The sequence below is a fragment of the Peribacillus frigoritolerans genome (assembly GCF_040250305.1).
Classification (GTDB): domain Bacteria; phylum Bacillota; class Bacilli; order Bacillales; family DSM-1321; genus Peribacillus.
In genome coordinates this window covers 3,605,823-3,629,748 of the sequence record NZ_CP158190.1, presented here as the reverse complement: position 1 = coordinate 3,629,748, position 23,926 = coordinate 3,605,823, and the positions used below count along the sequence as shown (strand labels likewise).

Annotated in this window: 25 protein-coding genes; 19 read left to right on the top strand and 6 right to left on the bottom strand. The window is 42.6% G+C overall.

Annotated features, from left to right (window positions below; all coding sequences use genetic code 11):
• Positions 1-167 precede the first annotated feature (167 nt).
• The 5 genes from mce (at position 168) to gndA (ending at position 6,603) form a co-directional block, all read left to right on the top strand.
• On the top strand, positions 168-593 hold the full coding sequence (gene mce, locus ABOA58_RS17750; RefSeq protein ID WP_034308227.1) for a methylmalonyl-CoA epimerase: 426 nt from the start codon (positions 168-170) through the stop codon (positions 591-593).
• Positions 590-2,140 carry an acyl-CoA carboxylase subunit beta gene (locus tag ABOA58_RS17745; RefSeq protein WP_230176990.1) on the top strand — a complete coding sequence of 517 codons (1,551 nt, stop codon included), beginning with the start codon at positions 590-592 and terminating at the stop codon, positions 2,138-2,140. Before mce ends, ABOA58_RS17745 begins: the two co-directional genes overlap by 4 nt.
• 231 nt (positions 2,141-2,371) lie before the next feature.
• Complete coding sequence (locus ABOA58_RS17740) at positions 2,372-3,493, top strand: tripeptidase T (RefSeq protein WP_101222503.1); 1,122 nt, start codon at positions 2,372-2,374, stop codon at positions 3,491-3,493.
• Between the two features lie 380 nt (positions 3,494-3,873).
• The gene (locus ABOA58_RS17735; protein WP_350299425.1) at positions 3,874-5,148 is read left to right on the top strand and encodes a DNA polymerase IV; all 1,275 of its coding nucleotides are present in this window, start codon (positions 3,874-3,876) and stop codon (positions 5,146-5,148) included.
• Positions 5,149-5,190: 42 nt separating this feature from the next.
• Positions 5,191-6,603, top strand: coding sequence for an NADP-dependent phosphogluconate dehydrogenase (gndA, locus tag ABOA58_RS17730; protein WP_350299424.1), 1,413 nt, complete (start codon positions 5,191-5,193; stop codon positions 6,601-6,603).
• A 94-nt stretch (positions 6,604-6,697) separates the two neighbouring features.
• Here gndA and ABOA58_RS17725 read toward each other — a convergent pair whose 3' ends face one another.
• The gene (locus ABOA58_RS17725) at positions 6,698-6,871 is read right to left on the bottom strand and encodes a hypothetical protein (protein ID WP_034308217.1); all 174 of its coding nucleotides are present in this window, start codon (positions 6,869-6,871) and stop codon (positions 6,698-6,700) included.
• Positions 6,872-7,176: 305 nt separating this feature from the next.
• On the opposite strand from ABOA58_RS17725, the gene ABOA58_RS17720 reads away from it, so the two are divergent.
• Positions 7,177-7,338: a hypothetical protein gene (locus tag ABOA58_RS17720; protein ID WP_350299423.1), complete on the top strand. Its 162-nt coding sequence runs from the start codon at positions 7,177-7,179 to the stop codon at positions 7,336-7,338.
• A gap of 54 nt (positions 7,339-7,392) precedes the next feature.
• Here ABOA58_RS17720 and zwf read toward each other — a convergent pair whose 3' ends face one another.
• Positions 7,393-8,883 (bottom strand): glucose-6-phosphate dehydrogenase, encoded by a 1,491-nt coding sequence (zwf, locus tag ABOA58_RS17715; protein WP_350299422.1) that lies wholly within the window; start codon positions 8,881-8,883, stop codon positions 7,393-7,395.
• A gap of 231 nt (positions 8,884-9,114) precedes the next feature.
• Between zwf and rnz the strand changes: the two genes are divergently transcribed.
• The 5 genes from rnz to ABOA58_RS17690 all read left to right on the top strand — a co-directional run bounded on the left by rnz (position 9,115) and on the right by ABOA58_RS17690 (position 13,971).
• Positions 9,115-10,056: a ribonuclease Z gene (rnz, locus tag ABOA58_RS17710; protein ID WP_350299421.1), complete on the top strand. Its 942-nt coding sequence runs from the start codon at positions 9,115-9,117 to the stop codon at positions 10,054-10,056.
• A gap of 63 nt (positions 10,057-10,119) precedes the next feature.
• Entirely contained in the window at positions 10,120-10,935 is an 816-nt protein-coding gene (locus tag ABOA58_RS17705) for a phytoene/squalene synthase family protein (protein WP_350299420.1), read from the top strand.
• A 207-nt stretch (positions 10,936-11,142) separates the two neighbouring features.
• The gene (locus ABOA58_RS17700) at positions 11,143-12,138 is read left to right on the top strand and encodes an ABC transporter substrate-binding protein (RefSeq protein ID WP_101222497.1); all 996 of its coding nucleotides are present in this window, start codon (positions 11,143-11,145) and stop codon (positions 12,136-12,138) included.
• 32 nt (positions 12,139-12,170) lie between these two features.
• Positions 12,171-13,202 (top strand): ABC transporter permease, encoded by a 1,032-nt coding sequence (locus ABOA58_RS17695; RefSeq protein ID WP_350299419.1) that lies wholly within the window; start codon positions 12,171-12,173, stop codon positions 13,200-13,202.
• A complete protein-coding gene (locus ABOA58_RS17690) occupies positions 13,177-13,971 on the top strand; it encodes an ABC transporter ATP-binding protein (protein ID WP_137016145.1) in 795 nt (264 codons plus the stop codon). Before ABOA58_RS17695 ends, ABOA58_RS17690 begins: the two co-directional genes overlap by 26 nt.
• A 153-nt stretch (positions 13,972-14,124) precedes the next feature.
• Here ABOA58_RS17690 and ABOA58_RS17685 read toward each other — a convergent pair whose 3' ends face one another.
• Complete coding sequence (locus ABOA58_RS17685) at positions 14,125-14,676, bottom strand: MerR family transcriptional regulator (RefSeq protein ID WP_350299418.1); 552 nt, start codon at positions 14,674-14,676, stop codon at positions 14,125-14,127.
• Between the two features lie 287 nt (positions 14,677-14,963).
• Between ABOA58_RS17685 and ABOA58_RS17680 the strand changes: the two genes are divergently transcribed.
• Positions 14,964-15,395, top strand: coding sequence for a VOC family protein (locus ABOA58_RS17680; RefSeq protein WP_350299417.1), 432 nt, complete (start codon positions 14,964-14,966; stop codon positions 15,393-15,395).
• A gap of 68 nt (positions 15,396-15,463) precedes the next feature.
• Here the strand turns inward: ABOA58_RS17680 and proC are convergent, their stop codons facing one another.
• The gene (gene proC, locus ABOA58_RS17675; RefSeq protein ID WP_133347699.1) at positions 15,464-16,309 is read right to left on the bottom strand and encodes a pyrroline-5-carboxylate reductase; all 846 of its coding nucleotides are present in this window, start codon (positions 16,307-16,309) and stop codon (positions 15,464-15,466) included.
• 513 nt (positions 16,310-16,822) lie between these two features.
• Between proC and ABOA58_RS17670 the strand changes: the two genes are divergently transcribed.
• The 3 genes from ABOA58_RS17670 to ABOA58_RS17660 all read left to right on the top strand — a co-directional run bounded on the left by ABOA58_RS17670 (position 16,823) and on the right by ABOA58_RS17660 (position 19,282).
• Positions 16,823-17,791: an MBL fold metallo-hydrolase gene (locus ABOA58_RS17670; protein WP_350299416.1), complete on the top strand. Its 969-nt coding sequence runs from the start codon at positions 16,823-16,825 to the stop codon at positions 17,789-17,791.
• Positions 17,792-17,814: 23 nt separating this feature from the next.
• Positions 17,815-18,606, top strand: a complete 792-nt coding sequence (locus ABOA58_RS17665) for an SDR family NAD(P)-dependent oxidoreductase (RefSeq protein WP_350299415.1) — start codon at positions 17,815-17,817, stop codon at positions 18,604-18,606.
• 148 nt (positions 18,607-18,754) lie between these two features.
• Complete coding sequence (locus ABOA58_RS17660) at positions 18,755-19,282, top strand: DUF3221 domain-containing protein (protein ID WP_350299414.1); 528 nt, start codon at positions 18,755-18,757, stop codon at positions 19,280-19,282.
• Between the two features lie 50 nt (positions 19,283-19,332).
• On the opposite strand, the gene ABOA58_RS17655 is transcribed toward ABOA58_RS17660, so the two are convergent.
• On the bottom strand, positions 19,333-19,992 hold the full coding sequence (locus ABOA58_RS17655) for a C40 family peptidase (RefSeq protein ID WP_350299413.1): 660 nt from the start codon (positions 19,990-19,992) through the stop codon (positions 19,333-19,335).
• Positions 19,993-20,408: 416 nt separating this feature from the next.
• Between ABOA58_RS17655 and ABOA58_RS17650 the strand changes: the two genes are divergently transcribed.
• The 3 genes from ABOA58_RS17650 to ABOA58_RS17640 all read left to right on the top strand — a co-directional run bounded on the left by ABOA58_RS17650 (position 20,409) and on the right by ABOA58_RS17640 (position 22,564).
• Positions 20,409-21,665, top strand: coding sequence for a DinB/UmuC family translesion DNA polymerase (locus tag ABOA58_RS17650; protein WP_350299412.1), 1,257 nt, complete (start codon positions 20,409-20,411; stop codon positions 21,663-21,665).
• Between the two features lie 26 nt (positions 21,666-21,691).
• Positions 21,692-22,024, top strand: a complete 333-nt coding sequence (locus ABOA58_RS17645; RefSeq protein WP_101222486.1) for a YolD-like family protein — start codon at positions 21,692-21,694, stop codon at positions 22,022-22,024.
• Positions 22,025-22,240: 216 nt separating this feature from the next.
• Positions 22,241-22,564, top strand: coding sequence for an iron-sulfur cluster biosynthesis family protein (locus ABOA58_RS17640; RefSeq protein WP_350299411.1), 324 nt, complete (start codon positions 22,241-22,243; stop codon positions 22,562-22,564).
• Between the two features lie 42 nt (positions 22,565-22,606).
• On the opposite strand, the gene ABOA58_RS17635 is transcribed toward ABOA58_RS17640, so the two are convergent.
• Entirely contained in the window at positions 22,607-23,506 is a 900-nt protein-coding gene (locus ABOA58_RS17635; protein WP_350299410.1) for an alpha/beta hydrolase, read from the bottom strand.
• A 130-nt stretch (positions 23,507-23,636) separates the two neighbouring features.
• Between ABOA58_RS17635 and ABOA58_RS17630 the strand changes: the two genes are divergently transcribed.
• Positions 23,637-23,897: a YqkE family protein gene (locus ABOA58_RS17630; protein ID WP_350299409.1), complete on the top strand. Its 261-nt coding sequence runs from the start codon at positions 23,637-23,639 to the stop codon at positions 23,895-23,897.
• Positions 23,898-23,926: the final 29 nt, after the last annotated feature.

Below are 23,926 nucleotides of genomic sequence, written 5' to 3'. Positions count from 1 at the left end.
ATGCTCTCTCCCTTAATACAGTTTGATTGATTTTATTTTAACTTGAACATTTAGTAGAAACAAGTAAAAGTATAATGTTCATATTATTCCGAATCTTAAAAGGCTTTAATGCAAGATTAGTAGTATTTTAATGGAGTCATCCAATAATACATAGCATGGGGGTTTTTATGATGATTAAAAATATCGATCATATCGGTATTGCCGTCAAGTCACTTGATGAAGCCTTGCCGCTTTATACGGAAACGCTGAAATTGAAACTTGAAGGAATCGAGACAGTGGAGAGCCAAGGAGTGAAAGTGGCCTTCATCCTGGCAGGCAATACCCGTTTGGAATTGTTGGAAGCGTTGTCACCTGCAAGCCCAATCGCCAAATTCATCGAAAAACGCGGTGAAGGGATTCATCATGTGGCACTTGGCGTCGATGACATCGAAGATAGAATAAAAGAAATCAAAGAAGCTGGATTGCGCATGATTGATGATTCATCAAGAAAGGGAGCGCACAATGCGGATGTTGCTTTCGTTCATCCGAAGTCTACCGCGGGAGTATTATATGAGCTATGTGAACAAGCATTATCAAAGGAGGAGCAGAAATGACAGACATTTATGATACGATCAATGACCTATATGACAGACGCCGCAAAGTGGAAATGGGCGGCGGTGAAGAAAGAATCGATAAGCAGCATGAAAAGGGCAAACTTACTGCAAGGGAAAGAATTGAACTTCTAGTTGATCCAGGTACTTTCATCGAGCTTAATCCTTTCATCAAACACCGTAATACCAATTTCGGCATGGAAAAGGAAGAAGGGCCGGGAGAAGGGGTTGTCACCGGTTACGGAAAGGTCAACGGCCGCGACATTTATCTGTTTTCACAGGATTTTACTGTTTTTGGCGGTGCACTCGGTGAAATGCATGCTCTGAAAATTGCCAATGTTATGGATTTGGCAGCGGAAAATGGAGCCCCTTTCATAGGTTTGAACGATTCTGGCGGGGCGCGTATTCAAGAAGGCGTAGTTTCGCTTGACGGATATGGCCAAATATTTTACCGGAATTCCATTTATTCAGGGGTCATTCCACAGATTTCGGTTATTATGGGACCTTGTGCTGGCGGAGCCGTATATTCCCCAGCCATAACCGACTTTGTCTTCATGGTTGAAAAAACGAGCCAAATGTTCATAACAGGTCCTAAAGTCATTGAAACGGTTACAGGTGAAAAGATTTCATCCGAAGGATTGGGCGGAGCGACTGTACATAATACCATAAGCGGTAATGCTCATTTCAAAGGAGCATCTGAGGAGCAAGTTTTGGCGGACGTTAGACGTCTCCTGAGCTATCTTCCACAAAATAATGAAGAGAAGCCGCCAGTTTTGGAAGCGGATGATGGAGATGACTACCGGCCGGACTTAACGGATGTAGTCCCTTATGAAGGGATCCGTCCATATGATGTTCGGAAAGTGTTGGAGCAGGTTGTCGATGAGGATTCCTTTATGGAAGTTCAAGAGGGCTTTGCGAAAAACATAGTGGTCGGCTTGGCGCGGATCAAAGGGAAATCAGTGGGGCTTGTCTGTAACCAGCCAAAGGTGTTGGCAGGGGGACTTGATATAGATTCATCAGATAAGGCTGCCCGTTTTATTCGTTTCTGTGACTCGTTTAACATTCCGCTGATTACGTTTGAAGACGTTTCAGGGTTTTTCCCGGGCGTTAAACAAGAACATGGTGGGATCATTCGCCACGGTGCAAAGCTGCTATATGCTTATTCGGAAGCAACAGTACCAAAATTGACGATCATTCTGCGTAAAGCTTACGGAGGAGCTTACGTTGCTCTTAATAGTAAATCCATCGGTGCGGATCTTACGTTTGCATGGCCGAATGCTGAAATCGCGGTAATGGGTTCTGCTGGAGCGGCAAATATCATTTTTGCCCGTGAAATACAAAATAGCGAAGATCCGGAGGCGACACGTGCAGCTAAAATTGAAGAATACCGTGAGAAGTTCGCCAATCCTTATGTTGCCGCAAGTCTTGGAATGGTGGATGATGTTATTGATCCCCGTGAAACCAGGATTAAGATCATTCAATCATTAGAAATGCTACGCAACAAAAAAGAAACTCGACCATGGAAAAAACACGGAAATATCCCGTTGTGATCAACATTGGAAGGAGCCCAAACTATTTGTTTTGGGCTCTTTTCCATACTGGCAAGATATCATTTTAAAGAAAACCATAATAAGTCATTATTCACCTTTTTAACAAGGCCTTCTGGCAGGGAAATGACCAGCATGCTTTTTCAGGCTGGGTTCTTCCTTTCACATTATTTGCCGGGGCGCGGCTTTTAGAAGTATAATTGAAGAGGAAAACTTTTTTGGAGGTTTTATTTTATGATTAATGAAGAACGTTTAGTTAATGAATTTATGGAATTGGTGCAGATTGATTCCGAAACAAAAAATGAAGCAGCCATCGCCAAAGTGCTGAAAGAAAAATTCGGGGCACTGGGTGTAGAAGTTTTTGAAGATGATACAACAGCAGTTACCGGTCATGGTGCAGGGAATTTAGTATGTACTTTAAAAGGAATGAAAGAAGGCGTAGATACCATTTATTTCACCTCCCATATGGATACGGTTGTTCCAGGGAACGGAATCAAGCCTTCCATCAAAGATGGATACATAGTGTCAGACGGAACGACCATTTTAGGGGCGGATGACAAAGCTGGATTAGCGGTCATGTTAGAAACGCTTAAAGTGTTGAAAGAACAGAATATCGAACATGGAACAATCGAATTCATCATAACAGTCGGTGAAGAATCTGGCTTGGTTGGTGCAAAGGCATTGGATCGCTCCCTTGTAACGGCTAAATTCGGTTTTGCACTTGATAGTGATGGAAAAGTAGGCAACGTGGTTGTTGCAGCACCTACTCAGGCGAAAGTGTCTGCAACCATTTTAGGCAAGACTGCTCACGCTGGTGTCGCGCCTGAGAAAGGCGTTTCAGCCATTACGATTGCTGCCAAAGCAATCTCTAGAATGCCATTAGGCAGAATCGACGAGGAAACGACAGCCAATATCGGACGTTTCCAGGGGGGACAGCAAACCAATATTGTTTGTGACCATGTGGAAATCCTTGCAGAAGCAAGATCCTTGATTCCTGAAAAAATGGAAATACAGGTAGCGAAAATGAAAGAGGCATTCGAGACTGCAGCCATTGAAATGGGCGGACGTGCTGAAGTTGAAGTTAACGTCATGTATCCTGGTTTTAAATATGGTGCTGGTGATCATGTAGTCGAAATCGCAAGAAAGGCAGCAGAGAAAATCGGCCGTCCATGCGAGCTGGTTAAAAGCGGCGGAGGAAGCGATGCGAATGTCATTGCAGGCTTTGGCATCCCTACTGTCAATCTAGCAGTGGGCTATGAAGATATCCATACTACGAATGAAAGAATTCCAGTTGAGGAATTAACGAAGCTAGCTGAAATGGTCGTCGCTATCATCAAAGAAGTATCAGGGGAATAACCACCTGTAATATGACGGGGTAATGTAGGAGTTTTCTGAGTATCGATAAAGGTGGTCGCATTTCTTGCGAAGGATAAGGAAGATGCCTTGTCGATTGAACCCGTGAAATCCTTGAGTTATACCCTTTGAACGGTGCCTTATTAAGCAATCGGTGTTGCCGTTTGATTACGACATTGATCAGCAAGAACTCGTATATATTTGGAAGGCGTTCAAAGTATTGAAGGAATACAGTCATCAATGACATGATGGCTGTTTTTCTTGGAGTGGAGCATCTTTCACCGAGGTTACCAAAGATAAATAGGGGTACCTTAATAGAAATGGTTTTTTATTGCCCCTATTATCCGGTGTTTTTTATTTTTACAAGGATGTGACGGTCAAACATGAAGGACATGTATCCCAAAAATGGCAGGGTCATTCTCCATGTAGACATGAATAGTTTTTATGCCTCAGTGGAAATGTCATATGATGTTTCATTGAAAGGCAAACCGCTGGCCATTGCGGGCAATGTTGAAGAGAGAAGGGGGATAATCGTCACCTGCAGCTATGAGGCGAGGAAGTTCGGGGTTAAAACGACCATGCCGATTTGGCAGGCAAAAAAACTATGTCCTCAATTAGTCATTCAGAAACCGAATTTCGAGCGCTATCGAAAGGCATCACTGGCTATTTTCGATGTATTGAGGCAATATACAGAGATGGTTGAACCGGTTTCGATAGATGAGGGGTATCTGGATATTAGTGAATGCGCCGAATTGGGTTCGCCTTTAGATATAGCCAATAGCATTCAGGAAAGAATTTTTAATACGATGGATCTCCCTTGCAGCATCGGGATTGCCCCTAATAAATTTTTGGCCAAAACTGCTTCTGATATGAAGAAGCCAATGGGAATCACCGTGTTAAGGAAACGGGACATTCCGGAAAAGCTCTGGCCTTTACAAGTTGGCGAAATGCACGGCATCGGGGATAAGACCTCGGAAAAGCTTCAAACTATCGGGATAAAGACGATCAGGGACCTTGCACACGCCAATGATAGTCAACTTAAACAGCTACTTGGGATCAATGGCATCCGTTTGAAGGATAGGGCTAATGGAATCGACCCAAGGGTAGTGGATCCTGAAGCGATTTTTGAGCATAAGAGCATTGGGAACTCGACAACTCTTCCGCATGACTCTGCCAATCAAAAAGAACTGATTGGTGTATTGGAAAAGCTTTCGGGTAAGGTAGCCGTCCGTTTGAGAAATAAACGCCTGCTTGGTCAAAAAATAGGTGTGACGATCCGTTACAAAGACCGCCGCACTATAACGAGAAGCAGAACGGTTCCTAATCCAGTTTTTGAAAAAAAGGATATTTTGGATGGAGCTATCGATCTATTCATGAAAAATTGGAATGGGGAAGGAATCAGGCTTCTTGGTGTCACTGCCTATGATGTCATCGAAAAAGAGTCGGCCTTCAAGCAACTGGATATTTTCTCCTTTCAAGAGGATGCAGAAAAAGAACCTCTGTATGAAGCGATGGAACACTTGCAAAATAAGTACGGAGAAAATATTATTAAAAAGGGATTACCCTTGAAAAATCGTTCAATTGGAACAGACACTAGCTTCAGTAAAGATTTCTTTGAGCCATCCAGGAGGAATGATCCTTCTTTTGACAAAGATTAGCGTACAAGCTGTGTAAAGATATAGAGAAGGGAAAGATGAATTATGACAAAACAGCAGATTGGCGTTATCGGACTAGCAGTAATGGGCAAGAACCTTGCATTTAATATTGAAAGCAGGGGATATTCAATTTCCGTGTATAATCGCTCAGGATCAAAAACGGACGAAATGATGAAGGAAGCGGAAGGCAAAAACGTAACCGCCGCTTATACGCTTGAAGAATTCGTCAATTCATTGGAAACCCCCCGCAAAATTTTATTGATGGTTAAAGCCGGAGCGGCAACGGATGCAACAATCGAGCAATTAAAACCGTTACTTGAAAAAGGTGATATCGTTATTGATGGAGGGAATACCTTCTTCAAGGACACTCAGCGCCGCAATGAGGAGTTAAGCAAGCTTGGCATCCATTTCATCGGTACAGGCGTGTCAGGAGGGGAAGAAGGAGCTCTGACAGGTCCATCCATCATGCCTGGAGGTCAAAAAGAAGCATATGAACTGGTTGCACCGATCTTGAAGGACATTTCAGCTAAGGTCGACGGGGATGCTTGCTGCACGTATATCGGACCGGATGGCGCAGGTCATTATGTTAAAATGGTACATAATGGTATTGAATACGGAGACATGCAATTGATTTCCGAATCTTATTTCCTTCTAAAAAATCTTCTTGGATTATCTGCAGAAGAATTCCATGAAGTCTTCTCTGAATGGAATGAAGGGGAACTTGATAGCTATTTAATTGAAATTACTGCTGATATTTTCAAAAAATATGATGAAGAAACCGGCAAGCCTATGGTCGATGTCATTTTAGATAAAGCTGGCCAAAAAGGTACTGGGAAGTGGACAAGTCAAAGTGCGCTTGATCTTGGTGTTCCGCTTCCAATCATTACGGAATCCGTATTCGCGCGGTTTATTTCAGCAATCAAGGACGAGCGTGTTGAAGCGAGTAAAATCCTTCGTGGGCCAAAAGCCGAATCATTTACAGGCGACAAAAAAGCTTTGATCGAAAGTATCCGTAAAGCACTTTATATGAGCAAAATCTGTTCTTATGCACAAGGATTTGCACAAATGAAAGCAGCATCAGAAGAAAATGACTGGAACTTGCAATATGGGGAAATCGCGATGATTTTCCGTGGCGGCTGTATCATTCGTGCACAATTCCTCCAAAAAATCAAGGAAGCGTACGATCGTGAAGCGAACTTGAACAACCTTCTTCTTGATCCTTACTTCCAAGGAATCGTCGAAAGCTATCAAGGAGCTTTGCGTGAGGTGGTATCAACGGCAGTGATGAATGGAATCCCGGTTCCTTGCTTGTCATCGGCACTTGCCTATTTCGACAGCTATCGTACAGAAACGCTGCCAGCTAACCTGATTCAAGCTCAACGTGACTATTTTGGAGCTCATACTTACCAACGCATTGATAAAGAAGGAACGTTCCATACCGAATGGATGGAAAAATAAAAAGTTCAAGCCGGTTTAAAAGGGGATTCCCTTTTAAACCGGCTTTTTTGTTTCATCATGTAAAAAAGAGGGCGCTTGGCGCCCCTTTTTTTTACTATCTCCGATGCTCTACAAGGTCAATGACCCCTAATACAACATGTGCCAAACCGAAACCAAAAACCGTATTAGCTACCATTTTGTTTGAGCCCCGGGTCTGCTTCATTGCATAACCCGCAGCTGTCACGGCTGTGCCCAACGCAGTTGGAATTAATCCTTCACGAATGTCCATCGTTTAATCCCTCCACATCGAAGTTAGTGGTGCCGTCACTGGCGCCTTTTCTAGTGTAACCTTAGCAAGGACTTACCATTCTATTTCTACAAAGAGGTTGGAAGGGTAAAAATGGTAATGATGAACTAGTTGTAAATAGTTCCAATTAATTTACCTTTTTTAGGGAAAACATAGTATGATGTATGTCATTCATCCTTGCTTTTTAGGTTTAAACACCTGCGGAAAAAGGAATATAAACATTGAAAGAGATGGACGGACCGTAGGATACAGTAGGCAGATAGAAGAGAGAAGGAGCGGGTGACTTTATGTTCATCATCTGGTGGGCTGTAGCCATATTTTTATTTTTCATCGCCTTAGAATTCGGTGTTTCATTTTGGCTCAATTCGGAAGTAAAGGAAGAAATGTCTAAGCCCAAGGAAATGTATCATATTATCCGTGATAAATTGCTGAGGAAGAGTGTTTCATGAATGAAAAAAGGGATGCAGATTCAAAACTGCGTCCCTTCTTCATTTCAATCATTATTATTTTTCGTTTTTCTTGACTTGCCACCAAATATGTCCATCTTCTTCCAGGAGTTCATCGGATGCAAGTGGACCTGTGGATCCAGCTTCATAGTTAGGGAAAGACTCGTCTTTATTGTTTTCCCATGCATTGGAAATGGTATCGACGAACTTCCATGAGAGGGCAACCTCGTCCCAGTGCGTAAAGTTTGTAGCATCCCCGCGCATGCTGTCAAACAATAGCTTTTCATATGCCTCGGGAGAATTGATGTGTTCGATCCCTTTGTTCGAGACGGTCAGCTTCATTGGCTTTGTATTGGATGTCGTCCCGGATTTCTTCACATTTAGGTACAATGTGATACCTTCGTCAGGCTGGATATTGATAACGAGAAGATTCGGGTTCAGTGTTTCTTCCGTTTTATAATACAGGTTCATTGGGATATCTTTGAATTGAACAACGATATTCGTTGATTTGACATCCATTCTCTTACCGGTGCGGATATAAAAAGGAACACCGGCCCATCGGAAGTTATCAATCATCAATTTACCCGCAACATAGGTCTCTGTGTTGGATTCCGGATTTACGTTATGTTCATTGCGGTAGGCCGGAAGTGTTTGACCGTCTATCGTTCCTTCACCATACTGGCCACGGACGAAGTATTGATTGACTTCGTCCACTTTCATTGGTCGAAGTGAACGCAATGCCCGCACTTTTTCGCTTCGAATCTCTTCTGTCGTCAAAGCGATCGGGGGTTCCATGGCAAGCAAGGCCACCATTTGCAGCAGGTGGTTTTGGACCATATCCCTTAGGGCACCGCTGGTTTCATAATAACGCCCGCGTTCTTCAACGCCAAGTGTTTCGCTTGAAGTAACCTGAATGTTGGATATATATCTGTTATTCCAAAGCGGCTCGAATAGGGCATTGGAAAAACGGATGACCTCAATATTTTGTACCATTTCCTTACCTAAATAATGATCGATACGGTAGATTTCATCTTCAGCGAATGCAGTTCGAATCTGCTCATTCAATTTTTGTGCTGTTTCGAAACTGTGTCCAAATGGCTTTTCTATGACCAGACGCTTATATCCATCCGTGTCACTCAGGCCTTGTGCTTTAATCTGTTCGGCAATCGTTCCGAAAAACTCAGGCGCCATCGCCAAATAGAAGATCCGGTTTCCTTCTAATTGATATTGTCCGTTTAATTGTTCGGCAATGTCTTTTAACTGCAGGTATGATTCCGAGCTGGAAACGTCGTGGGAGTGATAATGGAAATGGGAAATGAATTCGTCGACCTTTTCTTCCGCATGTCCGAACGTAAGTATCGAGTCCTTGACACTTGTTTGAAACTCCTCGTTCGTCAATGGTCTCCTTGCCACTCCAACAACGGCGAACTTATTGATTTTCTCTTTTTGAAATAGTCGATATATGGAAGGGAACAATTTTCTTTTCGCTAAATCTCCGGTAGCACCAAAAATCATGATCAATGCTGTGGGTTTATTGTTTTCTGTCATGTTTAAAACCTCAACTTTCCGTTAAATCTGTCTATAAAGTTGGAATTCCCGTATGTGTACCAATTTCTAATTTTACGTTTAGCTTTCCCTCAAAGCAATCAATTTGCGCATTTTTTCTCTATATTTCATTAAAAGTTTAATTTGGTTTCGGTTTTAATGGGTCATAAATGAAAGAGCACCTTGGTTATGCTATAGTTAAGTCATAAAGTATTTGCAACGGAGGTAGTATGAGTGGATTTCGTTTTATTGGGTACAGGCGCTGGCGTTCCGGCTAAAGCGCGTAATGTGACATCAATCGCCCTTCAATTATTGGAAGAACGTGGGACGGTTTGGTTATTCGATTGTGGGGAAGCAACACAGCATCAAATATTAAAAACGGCGGTCAAACCGCGAAAGGTTGAAAAGATCTTCATCACCCATTTACATGGTGACCACATCTTCGGACTACCTGGATTTTTAAGCAGCAGATCTTTTCAGGGCGGAGTGGATAAATTGACCGTATATGGTCCACAAGGCATAGATGCATTTATTATGACGAGCTTACAGGTGAGTGGAACTCATTTAAAATATCCCTTGGAAATCATCGAAATAGAAGAAGGCGAAGTGTTTGAGGACGAACAATTCACAGTGACGGCAATGTCGCTTGATCATGGCATTTACAGCATCGGTTACCGGATTGTGGAAAAAGATCGTCCGGGAAGCTTACTGGTCGACCGGCTGCGGTCTGAAGGTGTGAAGCCGGGGCCTCTTTTTAAAGCATTGAAAAATGGACAAACGGTCTGTCTCGATGATGGCCGTGTCTTAAATGGGAAGGACTATATCAGTGCTCCGCAAAAAGGCCGGATCATCACGATTCTTGGTGATACAAGAATGTGCAGCAATGCGCTCATTCTTGCTGAATCGGCGGATTACCTTGTTCATGAAGCTACATTTTCAGCGGAAGAAGCGGAAATGGCATCAGCCTATTATCATTCGACCACCGTTCAGGCTGCAGAAACGGCTTTGAAAGCGGGAGCTAAGCATCTAATCCTTACGCATATCAGCTCACGGTATACTCCGGAGGATGCTGAGAGGCTAAAAGAGGAAAGCAAAGCGATCTTTGCAAACACGATTATGGGTGAAGATCTTATGGCCATTAAAATTCCTTTGTATTCAGAGGAATCGGGCAGCTGAAATCAAAACCAATGTTTGATATAATTAATCAATTGTTCATTGGATATTTAAAGGAGTGTAAATATGACTGACAAAAGTGCCCTACATACTAAAGCAATGGATTTTCTCCTAAAAACAAGCCGGACTTTTTTCATTCCGATCAGCTATCTTCCAAAGGGATTACAAGAGGCCATTGGAGCTGCATACCTTTGCATGCGCGCCATCGATGAGATCGAGGACCACCCAGGTCTTCCAGCAGATAGTAAGGTTTCCCTGTTACAGGCTCTTAGTGAGCTTGATGCGGATTTCAGGGAAGAAGATCTTCAATCATTATTTGAACCATATAAGGATGATCTGCCCGAGGTGACCCTGTTTCTTTCGGACTGGATTGAATTTTGTCCTCCCGGTGCAAAATCCAAAGTCTTGGAGTCGACAAAGGAAATGGCCGAAGGCATGGCAAAATGGGTTACTAAGGACTGGCAAATCCATAATGAAGAGGAACTCGATGATTACACATATTATGTTGCAGGTTTAGTGGGGGTCATGCTGTCCGATATGTGGAACTGGTACGATGGAACCAAAACCGACCGTGAACTTGCCATCGCATTTGGCCGTGGACTCCAAACGGTCAATATCCTGCGTAACCGTGAGGAAGATGCCGAACGTGGTGTGAACTTTTATCCGGATGGCTGGGGTTTCGACGAGATGCTTGCGCATACGGAGCGTAATCTTGCATTAGCCGATGCGTACATCGGAGAGATTGAAACGAAAGAGATCATCCAATTCTGTAAAATACCCTTGGAATTGGCAAAAGCCACATTGAAAGCCCTAAAAGAAGGCAAAGAAAAAATTGATCGTGCTACAGTTACCGAAATTGTCAGCCAGGTCGTCGAACACTGATTTTTCATAAAGCTGCTGTGAAAGTTACCATACCTTTCACAGCAGCTTTTTTCATGTTTTATATTTAGAACTCAAAAAATTCTAAAAAGTTAAAAAATATATTGGAATAATTGGGACTAAACGATTATAATTTAGGACATAAAAGCGAAAAAAGCTGGCGTCGTTAGAAAAACATTAATTTAAATAAGGAAAAAGCGGGGGGAAAATATGAAAAAGAAATTATATTCAACTGCAGCCATGACATTGGTCGCAGGTTTATTATTGGCTGGGTGTGGAAATGACAAGGAAAAAGATACGGCAAAGGATGAAAGCGGAAAGGATACCTTCAACATTGGGGTAACGCAAATCGTTCAGCATGATTCCCTGGATCAAGCATATGAAGGATTCCAGGCGGCACTGAAGGACAGTGACATCAATGCCAAATATGATCTTCAAATTGCACAGGGTGACCAAAACAACAGTCAGACGATTGCCAATAACTTCGTTGGGGATAAAGTGGATCTGATATTTGCGAATTCTACTCCTAGTGCTCTAAGTGCTTTAAATGCGACCAAGGATATCCCGATCGTCTTTACATCGGTTACCGATCCTGTAGCGGGGGAGCTTGTTACTTCTTTGGAAAAACCAGGCGGAAATGTGACGGGTACGACGGACTCCCATCCTGAAGCGATTGCAAAGTCAATGAAATTCCTAGCGGAAGAGCTTGGGGCGAAGACAATTGGAACTGTCTATAATACAGGGGAGCAAAATTCAGTCGTCCAAATAAAGAATGTGAAAGCGGAAGCGAAAAAAGCTGGTTTGAAAGTCGTGGAAGCCTCCGTCTCGACTTCAGCGGATGTTAAACAGGCAACGGAATCTTTAATCGGAAAAGCGGATGCTTTCTATATCATTACTGATAATACAGTTGTCTCGGCACTGGAATCGGTCATTTCCGTGGCAAATGATCAAGATATCCCCTTGTTTGTCGGCGAGCTTGATTCCGTGAATGCTGGCGGTTTTGCAGCATATGGCTTCAGTTACTATGATATTGGTTATGAAGCGGGGCAGAAAGCGGTTGAAATCCTCAAGGATGGTAAAAAACCAGGAGATATCCCGGTTCAATATCCACAAAAACTGAAATTGGTCATCAATGAAAAAGCAGCAAAAGATATGGGTGTTGAAATAAAAGAAGAATGGAAAGCAGATGCTGAGTTTGTAAAATAAACTCTGCTTTTGTTCGGGGAAGGAAGAAAAAAATGTTCTCAGCCTTATTCAACTCTTTTGAGTCGGGAATGATTTATGCAATCATGGCACTTGGTGTCTATTTAACATTCAGGATTCTCGACTTCCCGGATATGACTGTGGAAGGCAGTTTTGTGACAGGGGCCTCTGTTGCCGCGATTATGATCGTTAACGGTTACTCGCCGATCGTTGCCACGTTGAGTGCCATGGTGGCAGGGTTCATCGCTGGGACGATAACGGGGTTCCTGCATACGAAAGGGAAAATCAATCCTCTCTTGGCAGGTATCTTAATGATGATTGCGCTTTACTCGATCAATTTGCGGATCATGGGTGCATCCAACATTCCGTTGCTTTCCCAAACAACCATTATCACGAATATCCAGGATGCCTGGGCTGGCACCGGGCTGGACAATTTGTTGAATGGTCTTTTATCATTCGTGGGTCTCGGTGACAGTCTGCCAAAAACGTGGGCCATATTAATCGTTATGCTGATTGTGGCTGTAGTCATCCAGGCGGCAATGTCAGCTTTTTTAAAAACGGAAATTGGTCTTGCCTTACGGGCGACTGGTGATAATGAAGCCATGGTCAAGAGTTTTTCCGCCCATACCGGCAACATGAAGATCCTTGGACTTGCAATCGGAAATGCATTTGTGGCTTTTTCGGGCTCCTTGGTTGCCCAATATAACGGTTTTAGCGATATAGGCATGGGGATTGGAATCATTGTCATCGGATTGGCATCCGTCATAATCGGTGAGGCTCTATTTGGTGCAAAAACGATTGCACGTGCTACGCTGGCGGTCATTGGAGGGGCGATCATTTACCGAATCGTCGTAACCTTGGCACTTCGCGTTGAATTCCTTGAAACCGGAGATGTTAAATTAATTACGGCACTTATTGTGGTCGGGGCACTTGTCATTCCAAAAATTTCCGATAAACAAAAGGAAAAAACCCGGAAGAAAAGGCGGCTTAAAGAAATACAGATGCGTCATGATGGCACTTTACCGAAAGGGAGGGAAGAATATGCTTCGGTTAAATCAGATTTATAAAGTGTTCAATGAGGGAACACCAGATGAAAAGCTAGCCCTTGGAAATCTGGAACTGCAGATGACAAAAGGTGAATTTGTAACAGTCATCGGAAGTAATGGAGCAGGTAAATCGACTTTGATGAATATGATTTCCGGTAAGATTCTCCCTGATGCCGGTGAAGTCATCATTGATGGTGAAAACGTATCGGCCATTGAAGAACATGCCCGTGCAAAAATGATTGGCCGCGTTTTTCAGGATCCCATGCTGGGTACGGCACCGCATATGACGATTGAAGAAAATATGGCAATTGCCTATGGCAGAACCAATAAAAGAGGTTTAGGTTTTGGGGTGACAAAAAAACGGAAAGAACTTTTTAAAGAATGTTTGGGCACCCTACATTTGGGCTTGGAAAACCGGATGACTGCAAAAGTGGGATTATTGTCAGGAGGGGAGCGTCAGGCACTATCATTGCTGATGGCGACCTTCACCGATCCTAAAATCCTGCTTCTTGATGAACATACAGCAGCACTTGATCCTTCACGGGCAGAGCTCGTTACAAACCTTACGAAGGAAATCGTCGAAAAGAACCAGTTAACGACGTTGATGGTGACTCATAATATGCAGCAGGCAATCGATCTTGGAAATTCCTTGATTATGATGGATAAGGGACAAATCATTTTTGAAGCCAGAGGCGCTGAAAAGCAGAAGCTAACCGTCGAAAAACTGCTTAACGAATTCCAGCGCATCAAAGGCGAAAAAATGCTCAATGACCGTGCAGTATTGATTTAAGATGATGAAAAGGCCCGACCCAGGTAGATTAATCTTGGGTCAGGGCCTTTTTATTTTGGGGTAATTAATAAGGTCAGGTCCTATTACTGAAGAAATGTTTTGCTTAAGAAAAATGGCTATCGTGGGTGCTCATGAGCATCTTGAAAATCGATGTCAATCGCTGTCGGCTGTGCTCCATGATGAACTATCGTTCTTTCTGTTTCCAAAAATCATTTTTATGAATGGCCTTTTCTTCGTCTTTTTAGTGGCAGCAGCTTCTTCAGCCGCGAGGAAATAATCAAAGTTTTGACCTATTGGTTTTTCTAACGCTTCGATACGGGCTTCGAGCCTCTTAACGAGTTTATGCATTTCTTCCATTTCACTTCTGTGCTGTAAAAGCTGATAGGATACAACATCGTCCGCTTTTGTTTTCAGTCCATTTTCAAGCCGGATGATGCGTTCTAGCAGTTGATCATGTTCTTTATTCGGTTCGGAGTGTTTCTGGATGGTTGCTTTTCTAAGCTTCTTCTCTGAGATGCTGACCTTTTGGAGAATGATGCCCTCGTTCAGCTGATCTTGGATTTTTCTCAATAATGCAATGTCTTCATCCGAAAACTGGTAGTGGCCAAGCTGATTCCGTTCTACTTCCATGTTCAATTGGGTGACCCAGCGTTGAATCGTACTATGGGAAACATTCAGTAACCGGGCAACTGCACTTGTATTCATCGAGATTCCCCCTTTTGGTTGTTGAATTCGATAAGTATGGGGAAATTCCTTTACTGTTGACAAAACATGTATTCATTCGGCAAAGAAAGTGGAATTCCTACGTAATTTGCATGAGGGGCAATCCAAGGTGGAATTAATTCCCCGTGGACAGCTTTTTGCAAATGGTAGCGTTGTTAGGAACTTTTAGAAGCACTTGTGATGGTGTGGCTGATGGTAATCAAGCTAAAAAGGGAAAAGTGATGCAGATGTCGAATTTATCTTTAAAACATGGAAAAAGGAGGACTAGTATGAACAGGATCAACATTATAACTTTAGGTGTCAGGGATATTGCTGAATCATTAAGGTTTTACCGGGACGGGTTGGGATTTCATACAACGGTTAAAGAGGACGAACCCGCAATCGTTTTTTTTAATAATGCCGGAACGAAGCTTGCTTTGTATCCTATAGAGGAGCTAGCAAAAGACATCAATGAGAAAGAACCGCCTAAGAAAAATGGTTTCCCGGGTCTTACGCTTGCTTATAATGCTAAATCAATTGAAGAAGTGGATGATATGATCAACAAAGCTGAAAAGGCAGGGGGAACAATCGAGAAATCACCTCAGGATGTTTTTTGGGGAGGGTACAGCGGATATTTTTCAGACCCCGATGGTTACTATTGGGAGGTTGCCTATTCGAAGGATTGGAGTTTTGATGAAAATGATATGCTGATTATAAAGTAACTTCGGAAGGACTACCCCTTAGAAAAAAAGGGCTGTTGCCTGGCAACAGCCGATCATCATCATGCACCTTACTGCGAAACTACATATTTGGCTAGTTCTTTACTTATTTGATTGCCCATTCGCTTCGATTGCTCAGTCGCTTCTTGTACACAGGCAATGAATGCTTCTTCCACTTGATGAGCCTGAAGTGCTTTCAGACCTGCTTCTGTCGTTCCGCCTGGTGAAGTTACTTCCTTTCTTAGTACAGCAGGCGTTTTAGGTGATTTCTGTAACATATCGGCTGCACCCATCAGTGTCTGGAGAATCAATTGCTTAGCGGTTTCGGAATCGAGACCTATTTTTTCTGCTGATTTTTCCAATGCCTCGACCAAGTAATAAATATAAGCCGGACCGCTGCCTGATAAGCCTGTTACCGCATCTAGCTGGGTTTCGTCGACAACTGCCACTGTACCTACCGTTTCAAAAAGGGTAATCGCCGTTTGTAATTGTGCTTCTTTCGTATGACAGTTAGCCGCAAGGGCCGTTGCTGATTTTCCTACAGCTGCCGATGTATTAGGCATTGCACGGACGATCGAGAACCGCTTGTTGGCGATACCTTCCAAGCTTGTTGTATGAACCCCGGCAACAACGGAAATGAACAGCATTTCTTCACGAATATATTCTTTTATTGATTGCATCGTTTCTAAAATATCTTTCGGTTTCACCGCCAGTACGACAAGGTTTGCATCCTGTACTAATAGCTGCAGCGATCTTGTGGCAGTTACACCATATTGGTTCTTTAAATAATCGAACCGATCATCATTTGATTTATTTGTTACAAAAATATTTGCTGGCTCAATTACCTGTTGGGTCACCAGCCCCGAAATGATTGCTTCTGCCATCGATCCAGCTCCGATAAACGCGATTTTTTTCATATTTCCCGCTCCTTTTTCTTTTGAAGTTTTCGGCCTGTATTTGAAAAACAAAAAGACCCCTCATCCAATAAAGGACGAAAGGTCTAGCTTCCGTGGTACCACCTTTGTTCAACCTTCCCATAATAAATAAACAGAAAAGCTGCACTTGAATCCTCTAACGCGGGAATTACGTCAGGTTTTCCTGAAGGCTCATAAGGTAGGTTCAATAATGAGGGGGCGATGAAGCCTTTCAGCACATTCCGAGCTTCACTCTCTTTACGCCATCAATAATTTACTTGGCCTTAATCAAAGCCATGCCGTCTTTAATTACTTGTGATTATGAAGGATATATTGGCACTCTGTCAATGATAATATATGCATGGACGATAAAAAATAGACATGAATTATGTGAAAATAATGACAGTAATTAAAAATACATGTAAAATGGTAATTATACATGATAAGTATACTAAGAATCCTGTTTAGCGTATAAAAAGATTTATATAAATATAATTTTCTAAGGTGGAAAAGATTATGGCGAATTGGAATGGAGATATTGCAAAAATTTCTTTGCCCACGCCGTTTGCAGTGGGTGATGTGAATGTTTATGTAGTTAAAGGGGATGCTTTAACGCTAATCGATACTGGAGTGAAAACAAAACGATCAAAGGAAGCCCTGACTAATGGGCTTGGGGATTTGGGTCTGAAACTGACTGATATCGAACAAATCATTTTAACCCATCATCATCCTGATCATGCTGGTGCACTCGATTTCTTTGAAAAAGAGATCCCGGTTTATGGACACAAAAACAATCAGCGCTGGCTGACTATCAGTGATGAATTCCTTGAAACCCATAATCGTTTTTTCCTTGATTATGCCACTAAGTTCGGAGTGGCAGAAGAGCTGAAAAATAAACTGATCCATAACCGTGACGAAATCAGTTTCCTTAGTGAACGGAAGCTGCATGGATATTTGGCTGAGGGAGATGAGCTCCCTGGTCTTCCAGGCTGGAAAGTGATCGAGACTCCAGGGCATGCGCAAAGCCATTTATCCTTTTACCGGGAAAGTGACGGGGTCATGATCGTTGGCGATCATTTGCTTGCCAAGATTTCACCTAATCCATTAATGGAACCACCTTTACTTCCCGGAGGCATGAGGCCTCGTCCGTTACTGCAGTATAATGCATCACTTCAAAAATTATTGGATTTTTCCATATCCACCGTTTACTCCGGACATGGATCTGAAGTGGATGGAGATGCGGTTGCCGACTTGATTCACTATAGATTTGAGCGGCAGCATAACCGTGCCATGCAGGTGAAAAGCATGCTTCAAGATAAGCCTTTATCGGTCTTTGAAGTATGTCAGCAGCTGTTTCCGAAAGTATACCTTCAGGAAGTGGGCCTGACCCTTTCGGAAACGGTCGGTCAGCTGGACTATTTAGAAGACTTGGGTGAAGTCGAAACAGAAATCCAATCTGGGGTCATTCTGTATTCAATCGCTTAATGTTCGCAAGGAGGCTCACTTTTTTGAATAAGTTGCAAGGCAAAGTTATTGTTATTACCGGAGCTTCCGGAGGGATTGGCAAGGAAGTTGCCATTCAAAGTGCAAAGCAGGGGGGCCGTCTCGTCCTCTTGGCCAGAAGCATGGATAAATTACTACAGCTAAGGAATGAACTGATCACCCAATATGGGATTGATGTATATGCCTATAAGCTTGATGTGGCAGACACTGATCAGGTGACAAATGTTTTTAATGACATCCATGCGCAAATAGGTGAAGTGGATGTGTTGGTCAACAATGCCGGTTTCGGCACGTTTAAAGAAGCGCAGGATACGGAATTAAATGAAACGAAAGCAATGTTTGCTGTCAACGTCATTGGATTGATGGCCTGCACAAAGCTGGTTCTTCCGTATATGAAGCAGAGAAAATCGGGACATATCATCAATATCGCTTCACAGGCCGGTAAAATCGCCACTCCTAAATCAACATTGTACTCTTCGACCAAGTTCGCGGTTCTTGGCTATTCAAACGCACTTCGGCTCGAGCTGATGGAAGATCATGTTTTTGTGACCACCGTCAATCCTGGCCCCATAGAAACGAATTTCTTTAACATTGCGGATGAATCAGGTACATACTTAAAGAATGTTGAAAAATTCATGCTTAAGCCTGAAGATGTCGCTGCTAAAATCGTAGCGGCGATGCTGACCAATAAGAGGGAAATCAATCTTCCTGGCTGGATGAATTTAGCTGGGAAATGGTATAACATGTTTCCAAAGATCACCGAAACATTAGGAAAAAAAGCATTTTTTAAAAAGTAAGCTAGACTTTCGCTGCCGGACAAGGCGAAAGATGGTCTAAAGGGGAATGTCGATGACATTCCCCCTTTTTTGAAAAATAACGAAGTTTTCATATGAATTGGTAACTATTTCATGGGGAATCCGTCTATTTCAAGTAGGAGGGATTTGTATGAAGAGGATTGTAAATCTTTATATATCCATTTTCGTTGCCTTTATTCTGGGTAGCTGTCAATCCCCTGATTGGAACATGGATGAAGCCATCGATAAGGGGGAAGAAGGTTTCATTACGGATCTTGACGATAAAAGGATTTTGATTAAAGAGACGTATTATAAGGTGACCACTGATACATCCATTCAAGATCAACATGGTAACGCTCTCGATTATTCCGACCTGGAAATCGGGATGAAAGTGAAACCATGGCACCGGGGCGGGGTGAAGAAATCATTTCCTGGGAAAGCGGAAGCGGAACTGATTCTTGTTTTGACGGATGAAAAAAGCTTGGCCGAACAAAGGGCGGTCACTGCTGCCCTCGATCATGTCAGCAAAGCGGAAAGTCAGCGATTCATGGTTCTCGAAGTCGTCCATTTACCCTCAGAGCATGTTTATAATATCGAAATGATGAACCGTTCCAACTTGGACTCTTCATTCATGGTGACAGTAGAGGATTTAACGGATGAAATATTATATATAAAATAAAACAACCGGACTGAATCACTATGAATTCTGTCCGGTTGTTTTATGGGATTTTATAAAGTTTTCGCACCTAAATATTTTGGTTTCCAATAAGAATTATCCATATCCGTGATGGTTATTCCTTTAGAAGACGTAGCACTGATGAATTGACCATTTCCGATATAAATCCCAACATGGGATACTCCTGTTCTTCCAGAAGAAGTATCAAAGAATACAAGATCACCTTTAGCTGGTGAAGATACTTTTAAACCCGTATTGGAATATAGCAAGGATGTTGTACGTGGTAAGGTAATTCCTTGTGATTTTTGGAATACGTAATAGACGAAGCCTGAGCAGTCGAATCCAGTCGGTGTTGTTCCGCCCCATTTGTAGGGTTTGCCTATTAAGGTTTTTGCATAGCTGATCAAGCTTGTATTATTGACATTATAAACACCAAGCGCATTAAATGTGCCACGGCCGGCAATACCATCGGCAGTTAACCCTTTGGCTTTTTGGAATTTTTTCACTGCTGATACAGAATAGGTGCCGTAATATGTAGTCAGTGAACCTGAATATGTGAAATAACCTTTGGTTTTTAAAAGTTGTTGTAGTTGTTTGACATCGCTATGTGTCATTCCGGGTCTGAGGGTTTGGTCTCCAATATTTGCAAAGGCTTGCAGTGGGGTTAGCATCATGGCAGATGCAACAGCAGCTGAAGCGATCCATTTCTTCATAATTTTCATTTCCTCTCTATCTATCTCTCTAGTATTGTTAACAATATTATCCTACAATACCATTATGACAATTAGACATAATTTTGGTTACATTTACATTACAAAAAATGAGTAATAAGACTTAAGTTTAAATAGACTAAAGTCTGTTGATGAGGGTGAAAAAATTAAAAAATCTAAGCATAAGGATCTATTAAAAATTATTCAAGCTACTAAATAATTCTTTTTAAAAAAACTATTTGGATATGCAGTTTAAATTTGTCATTTTACCCATTTTTAGTATCTATTATATTTTTCGAGGAAATTACAATAAAAAGTAGAAATTTGTATGAAAACTTCCATTGAATAAGAACGTATATTCGGTTAAAGTTATGAATATAATAAAAGCGAACGTATATTCTTGTTAGGGTGAAGAAACGATGGATTATGGGACGATGCCGAAACAATCAATTATGTGTATCGATATGAAAAGTTTTTATGCAAGTTGTTCAGCGGTCATGCTTGGTCTGGACCCGCTTGATTGTTATCTGGCGGTGGTTGGTGATTTGAAGAGGACAGGGAGCATTGTGCTTGCGGCTTCTCCAAAGATGAAGAAGGAATTTGGCATCAAGACAGGTTCGCGGATGTTTGAGATCCCGAATGATCCAAGGATTGTGGTCGTTGAACCTAAAATGGCGACCTATTTAAGGGTCTCGACGGAAATAACCCGCTTGTTCAACCGTTATGTGCCCAAAGAAGCGATTCACGTATATAGTGTGGACGAAAGTTTTGTGAAAGTCGATGGTGCCGCTTCTTTATGGGGAGATGCCCGGATGATAGCTGAAAAGATAAAAGATGAAATCGAACGGGAATTACAGCTCCCCTGTGCCATTGGAATTGGACCGAACATGCTTATGGCAAAACTTTGCCTTGATTTGGAAGCCAAACATAAAGGGATTGCAGAATGGAAGTATGAGGATGTGCCAAGCAAACTTTGGCCGATTTCACCGCTTCGTGAAATGTGGGGGATCGGCAGGCGCGTAGAAAAAACCCTTCATGGAATGGGGATATTTACGGTTGGGCAGCTTGCCAATTATGATCTTGAATTACTTGAAGCAAAGTTTGGAATTATGGGCAATCAGCTTTACCACCATGCGTGGGGAATAGATTTATCTGATATGGGGGCAGCGATCATCGAAGGGCAGGTCAGCTTCGGCAAAAGTCAAATCCTGCTGCGGGATTATAAGGAGGAGCATGAGGTAAAGCAGGTCATGCTGGAAATTTGCGAAGAAGTTGGAAGAAGGGCACGCACCCATCGCAAGGCAGGAAGGACGGTGAGCCTCAGCATTGGTTACAGCAAGGATGAGTTCGGCGGAGGTTTCCATCGTTCGCGTTCGATTAGCGAACCGACCAACATTACGATGGAGTTATATAAAGTTTGCCTGGAGCTTTTTCATGAGAACTATAAGCAAAAAACGGTTCGGAGCATAGAGGTCAGGCTCTCGAATATTGTGGATGACAACGAAATGCAGCTAACTTTATTTGATGCTTCGCGCTGGAAGAAGCGGGAATTGAGTTACACGGTTGATCGAATCCGCCATAAATATGGAGCCAAATCGTTATTGCGTGCCGTTTCGTATACAGAAGCGGGTACAGCCGTTTACCGAAGCAAGCTGCTTGGTGGGCATAAGGCGTAAGGTTGGCTTTGAAGGGAGGGAAAAGAATGATACGTGATCGCGGCCGTATCAAATGGACATCGATGATGTTGCCGGAGCATGTGAAGATGCTTCGGGATTGGGTGGTGGAGGATGGCTATGAAACGAAGCGCATCCTGGATGAGCAGCAACTGGAAGAAATGAATGCGGTAATGGGGGAAGCGATGGAGGAAAGAAAGGATGTCACGATTGCTCATTATGAAGGAAACCGGTATCAGCTGTTAATCGGCAGGATCCATTATTATAATGAGCTGACCCAAAAGCTTCATATCGTCGATCGGTTTCAGCAGGCTCACTATATCAGGCTTTCCGATATAGCGGATGTAAGAATAATGGAATGATGAGCGGAAGGGCTGTTCCCAAGGGACAGCCTTTCAAAACGGCATCGTGATGAAAGGGATCACGGGAGCGTAAGAGAATCGGCATTTGTTAGCACGGTCAATGAAGAAAGTGACTTTCGTGTCGGCTGACGCTTGCAAAGGAAGGCAGTTTCTTTAACAGAAGCGTTTTTATCGTTTATAATGGGGGAAAGGAAAGACATCGGGAGGCGTGCAATCATGTATATTGAATGGACGGAAACAGCGGCTGAGAAAATGGCCGATAAGGTACAGGGACAAGAAGGATATTTACAGTTGAAATATGATACTGATGGCTGTGGCTGCGTGGTAAGCGGTGTGACCGCGCTATGGTGGGTCAACGAACCTGAAGAAGGTACCGAAAAAGTGGAAACAAACGGGATTCCGCTATATGTGGAGAAATCAAAAATGATTTTTCTTGATGAAGTCATGAAAATAGACTTTGTTCCGGAAGCGAACAGCTTTCAATTAAAAAGTCCGAATCAAATCTTGAATCCGAGGATGAGCTTTTTTAATAAAATCTGATTAAAAGCAAAGAGGGGATCTTGGATACCCTCTTTTTTCTTCTCAGACAAGTTTTAGAAACTGATCGATTTGATCTTCATATTCTTTTGGATTTTCATTATAAGATTGAGCGTGGGCCCCTTTTTTAGCGATGTAAAGCTGCTTTGGGCCCTCTTTTGCTGCATATAATTCCGCTGTCATGGAAGCGGGAATGAAACTGTCATTTTCACTATGGATGAAGAGTACCGGGTTTCGGATATTTTTTATATAATCGATTGGGGACACTTCATTGGTCCAATATCCGTCACGGAGTTTGATGAACGTACGCCCAAGCGGAAACACGGTCCAGGAAGGAAATGGGACTTCATGCTTGAGCTGGTGTTTGATTTGATCCTCGAAATTTGAAAATGGACAGTCGGCAATGTAAAAATCAGCACCATCTTCAAGCATTCCGGCATATAAAAGCAGGGTTACGGCTCCCATGGATTCACCATGAATGCCAATATGAAGGTCGGGACCTTTACGTCTTTTCAATTCATCGATTACGGCCTTCAGGTCGAATTTTTCATAATGTCCGTAACTGCTCGTCTTGCCACCGGAATCCCCATGCCGGCGGTGGTCATAAATGATCGCATTGAAGCCCCGCTTAAGAAAAATATTCATGTACTTGATCGAATTGACTTTGTTTTCCGTCACACCATGAGAAATGATCACCCACTTATTGGTGTCATGCGGTTCGATAAACAAGCATTTCAAGGAATATCCGGATGGTGACGATACCCAAATTTCCGTTTTAGGCAGATTATCAAAATCCTCCGTGATCAGGCGTTTAGCCATGATTTCACGATTCTGGATAAAATCATCTTCCTTCTTTTTCATGTACATGATCCGATTGGAAAAATAAATGCCGACGCCGATGATATACGATAGGATTCCGGCGAGTGTAAACCACCATTTTTTCATGAAAGGTCCTCCTCGATTAATTTTCTTTATTTTACCATGTGGGAAATGGGAAAACACTGTTTGAAAACCATGACGAGGAAAACGGCAGTCGTGATATAATAATTTCATAAATGGCCAGGAGGTTTTAAGGATGAAAAAGAAACAGCCGCGACATCAAAATCAAAGCAAAAACCAAGATAAAGATTCATCTTCATTGAAACTTGGTGATATAATCAATCAAGATATCATGTCCCAGCTTCGTCAAAAGCAAAAGGAACTTAATGAGGCTGAACAAGAAAAAAGGGCAGCGGAAGAAGAAAAGAAACGCGAAGAAAGAAAGCGGCGGGAGAAGAATAAATCATTTGAAGAACTATTGGGTGAAAGCAATCTGAACTGGAAGAACTATAAATGAAGGACAGGGAGCAGTTTAAGTTTTAAGTG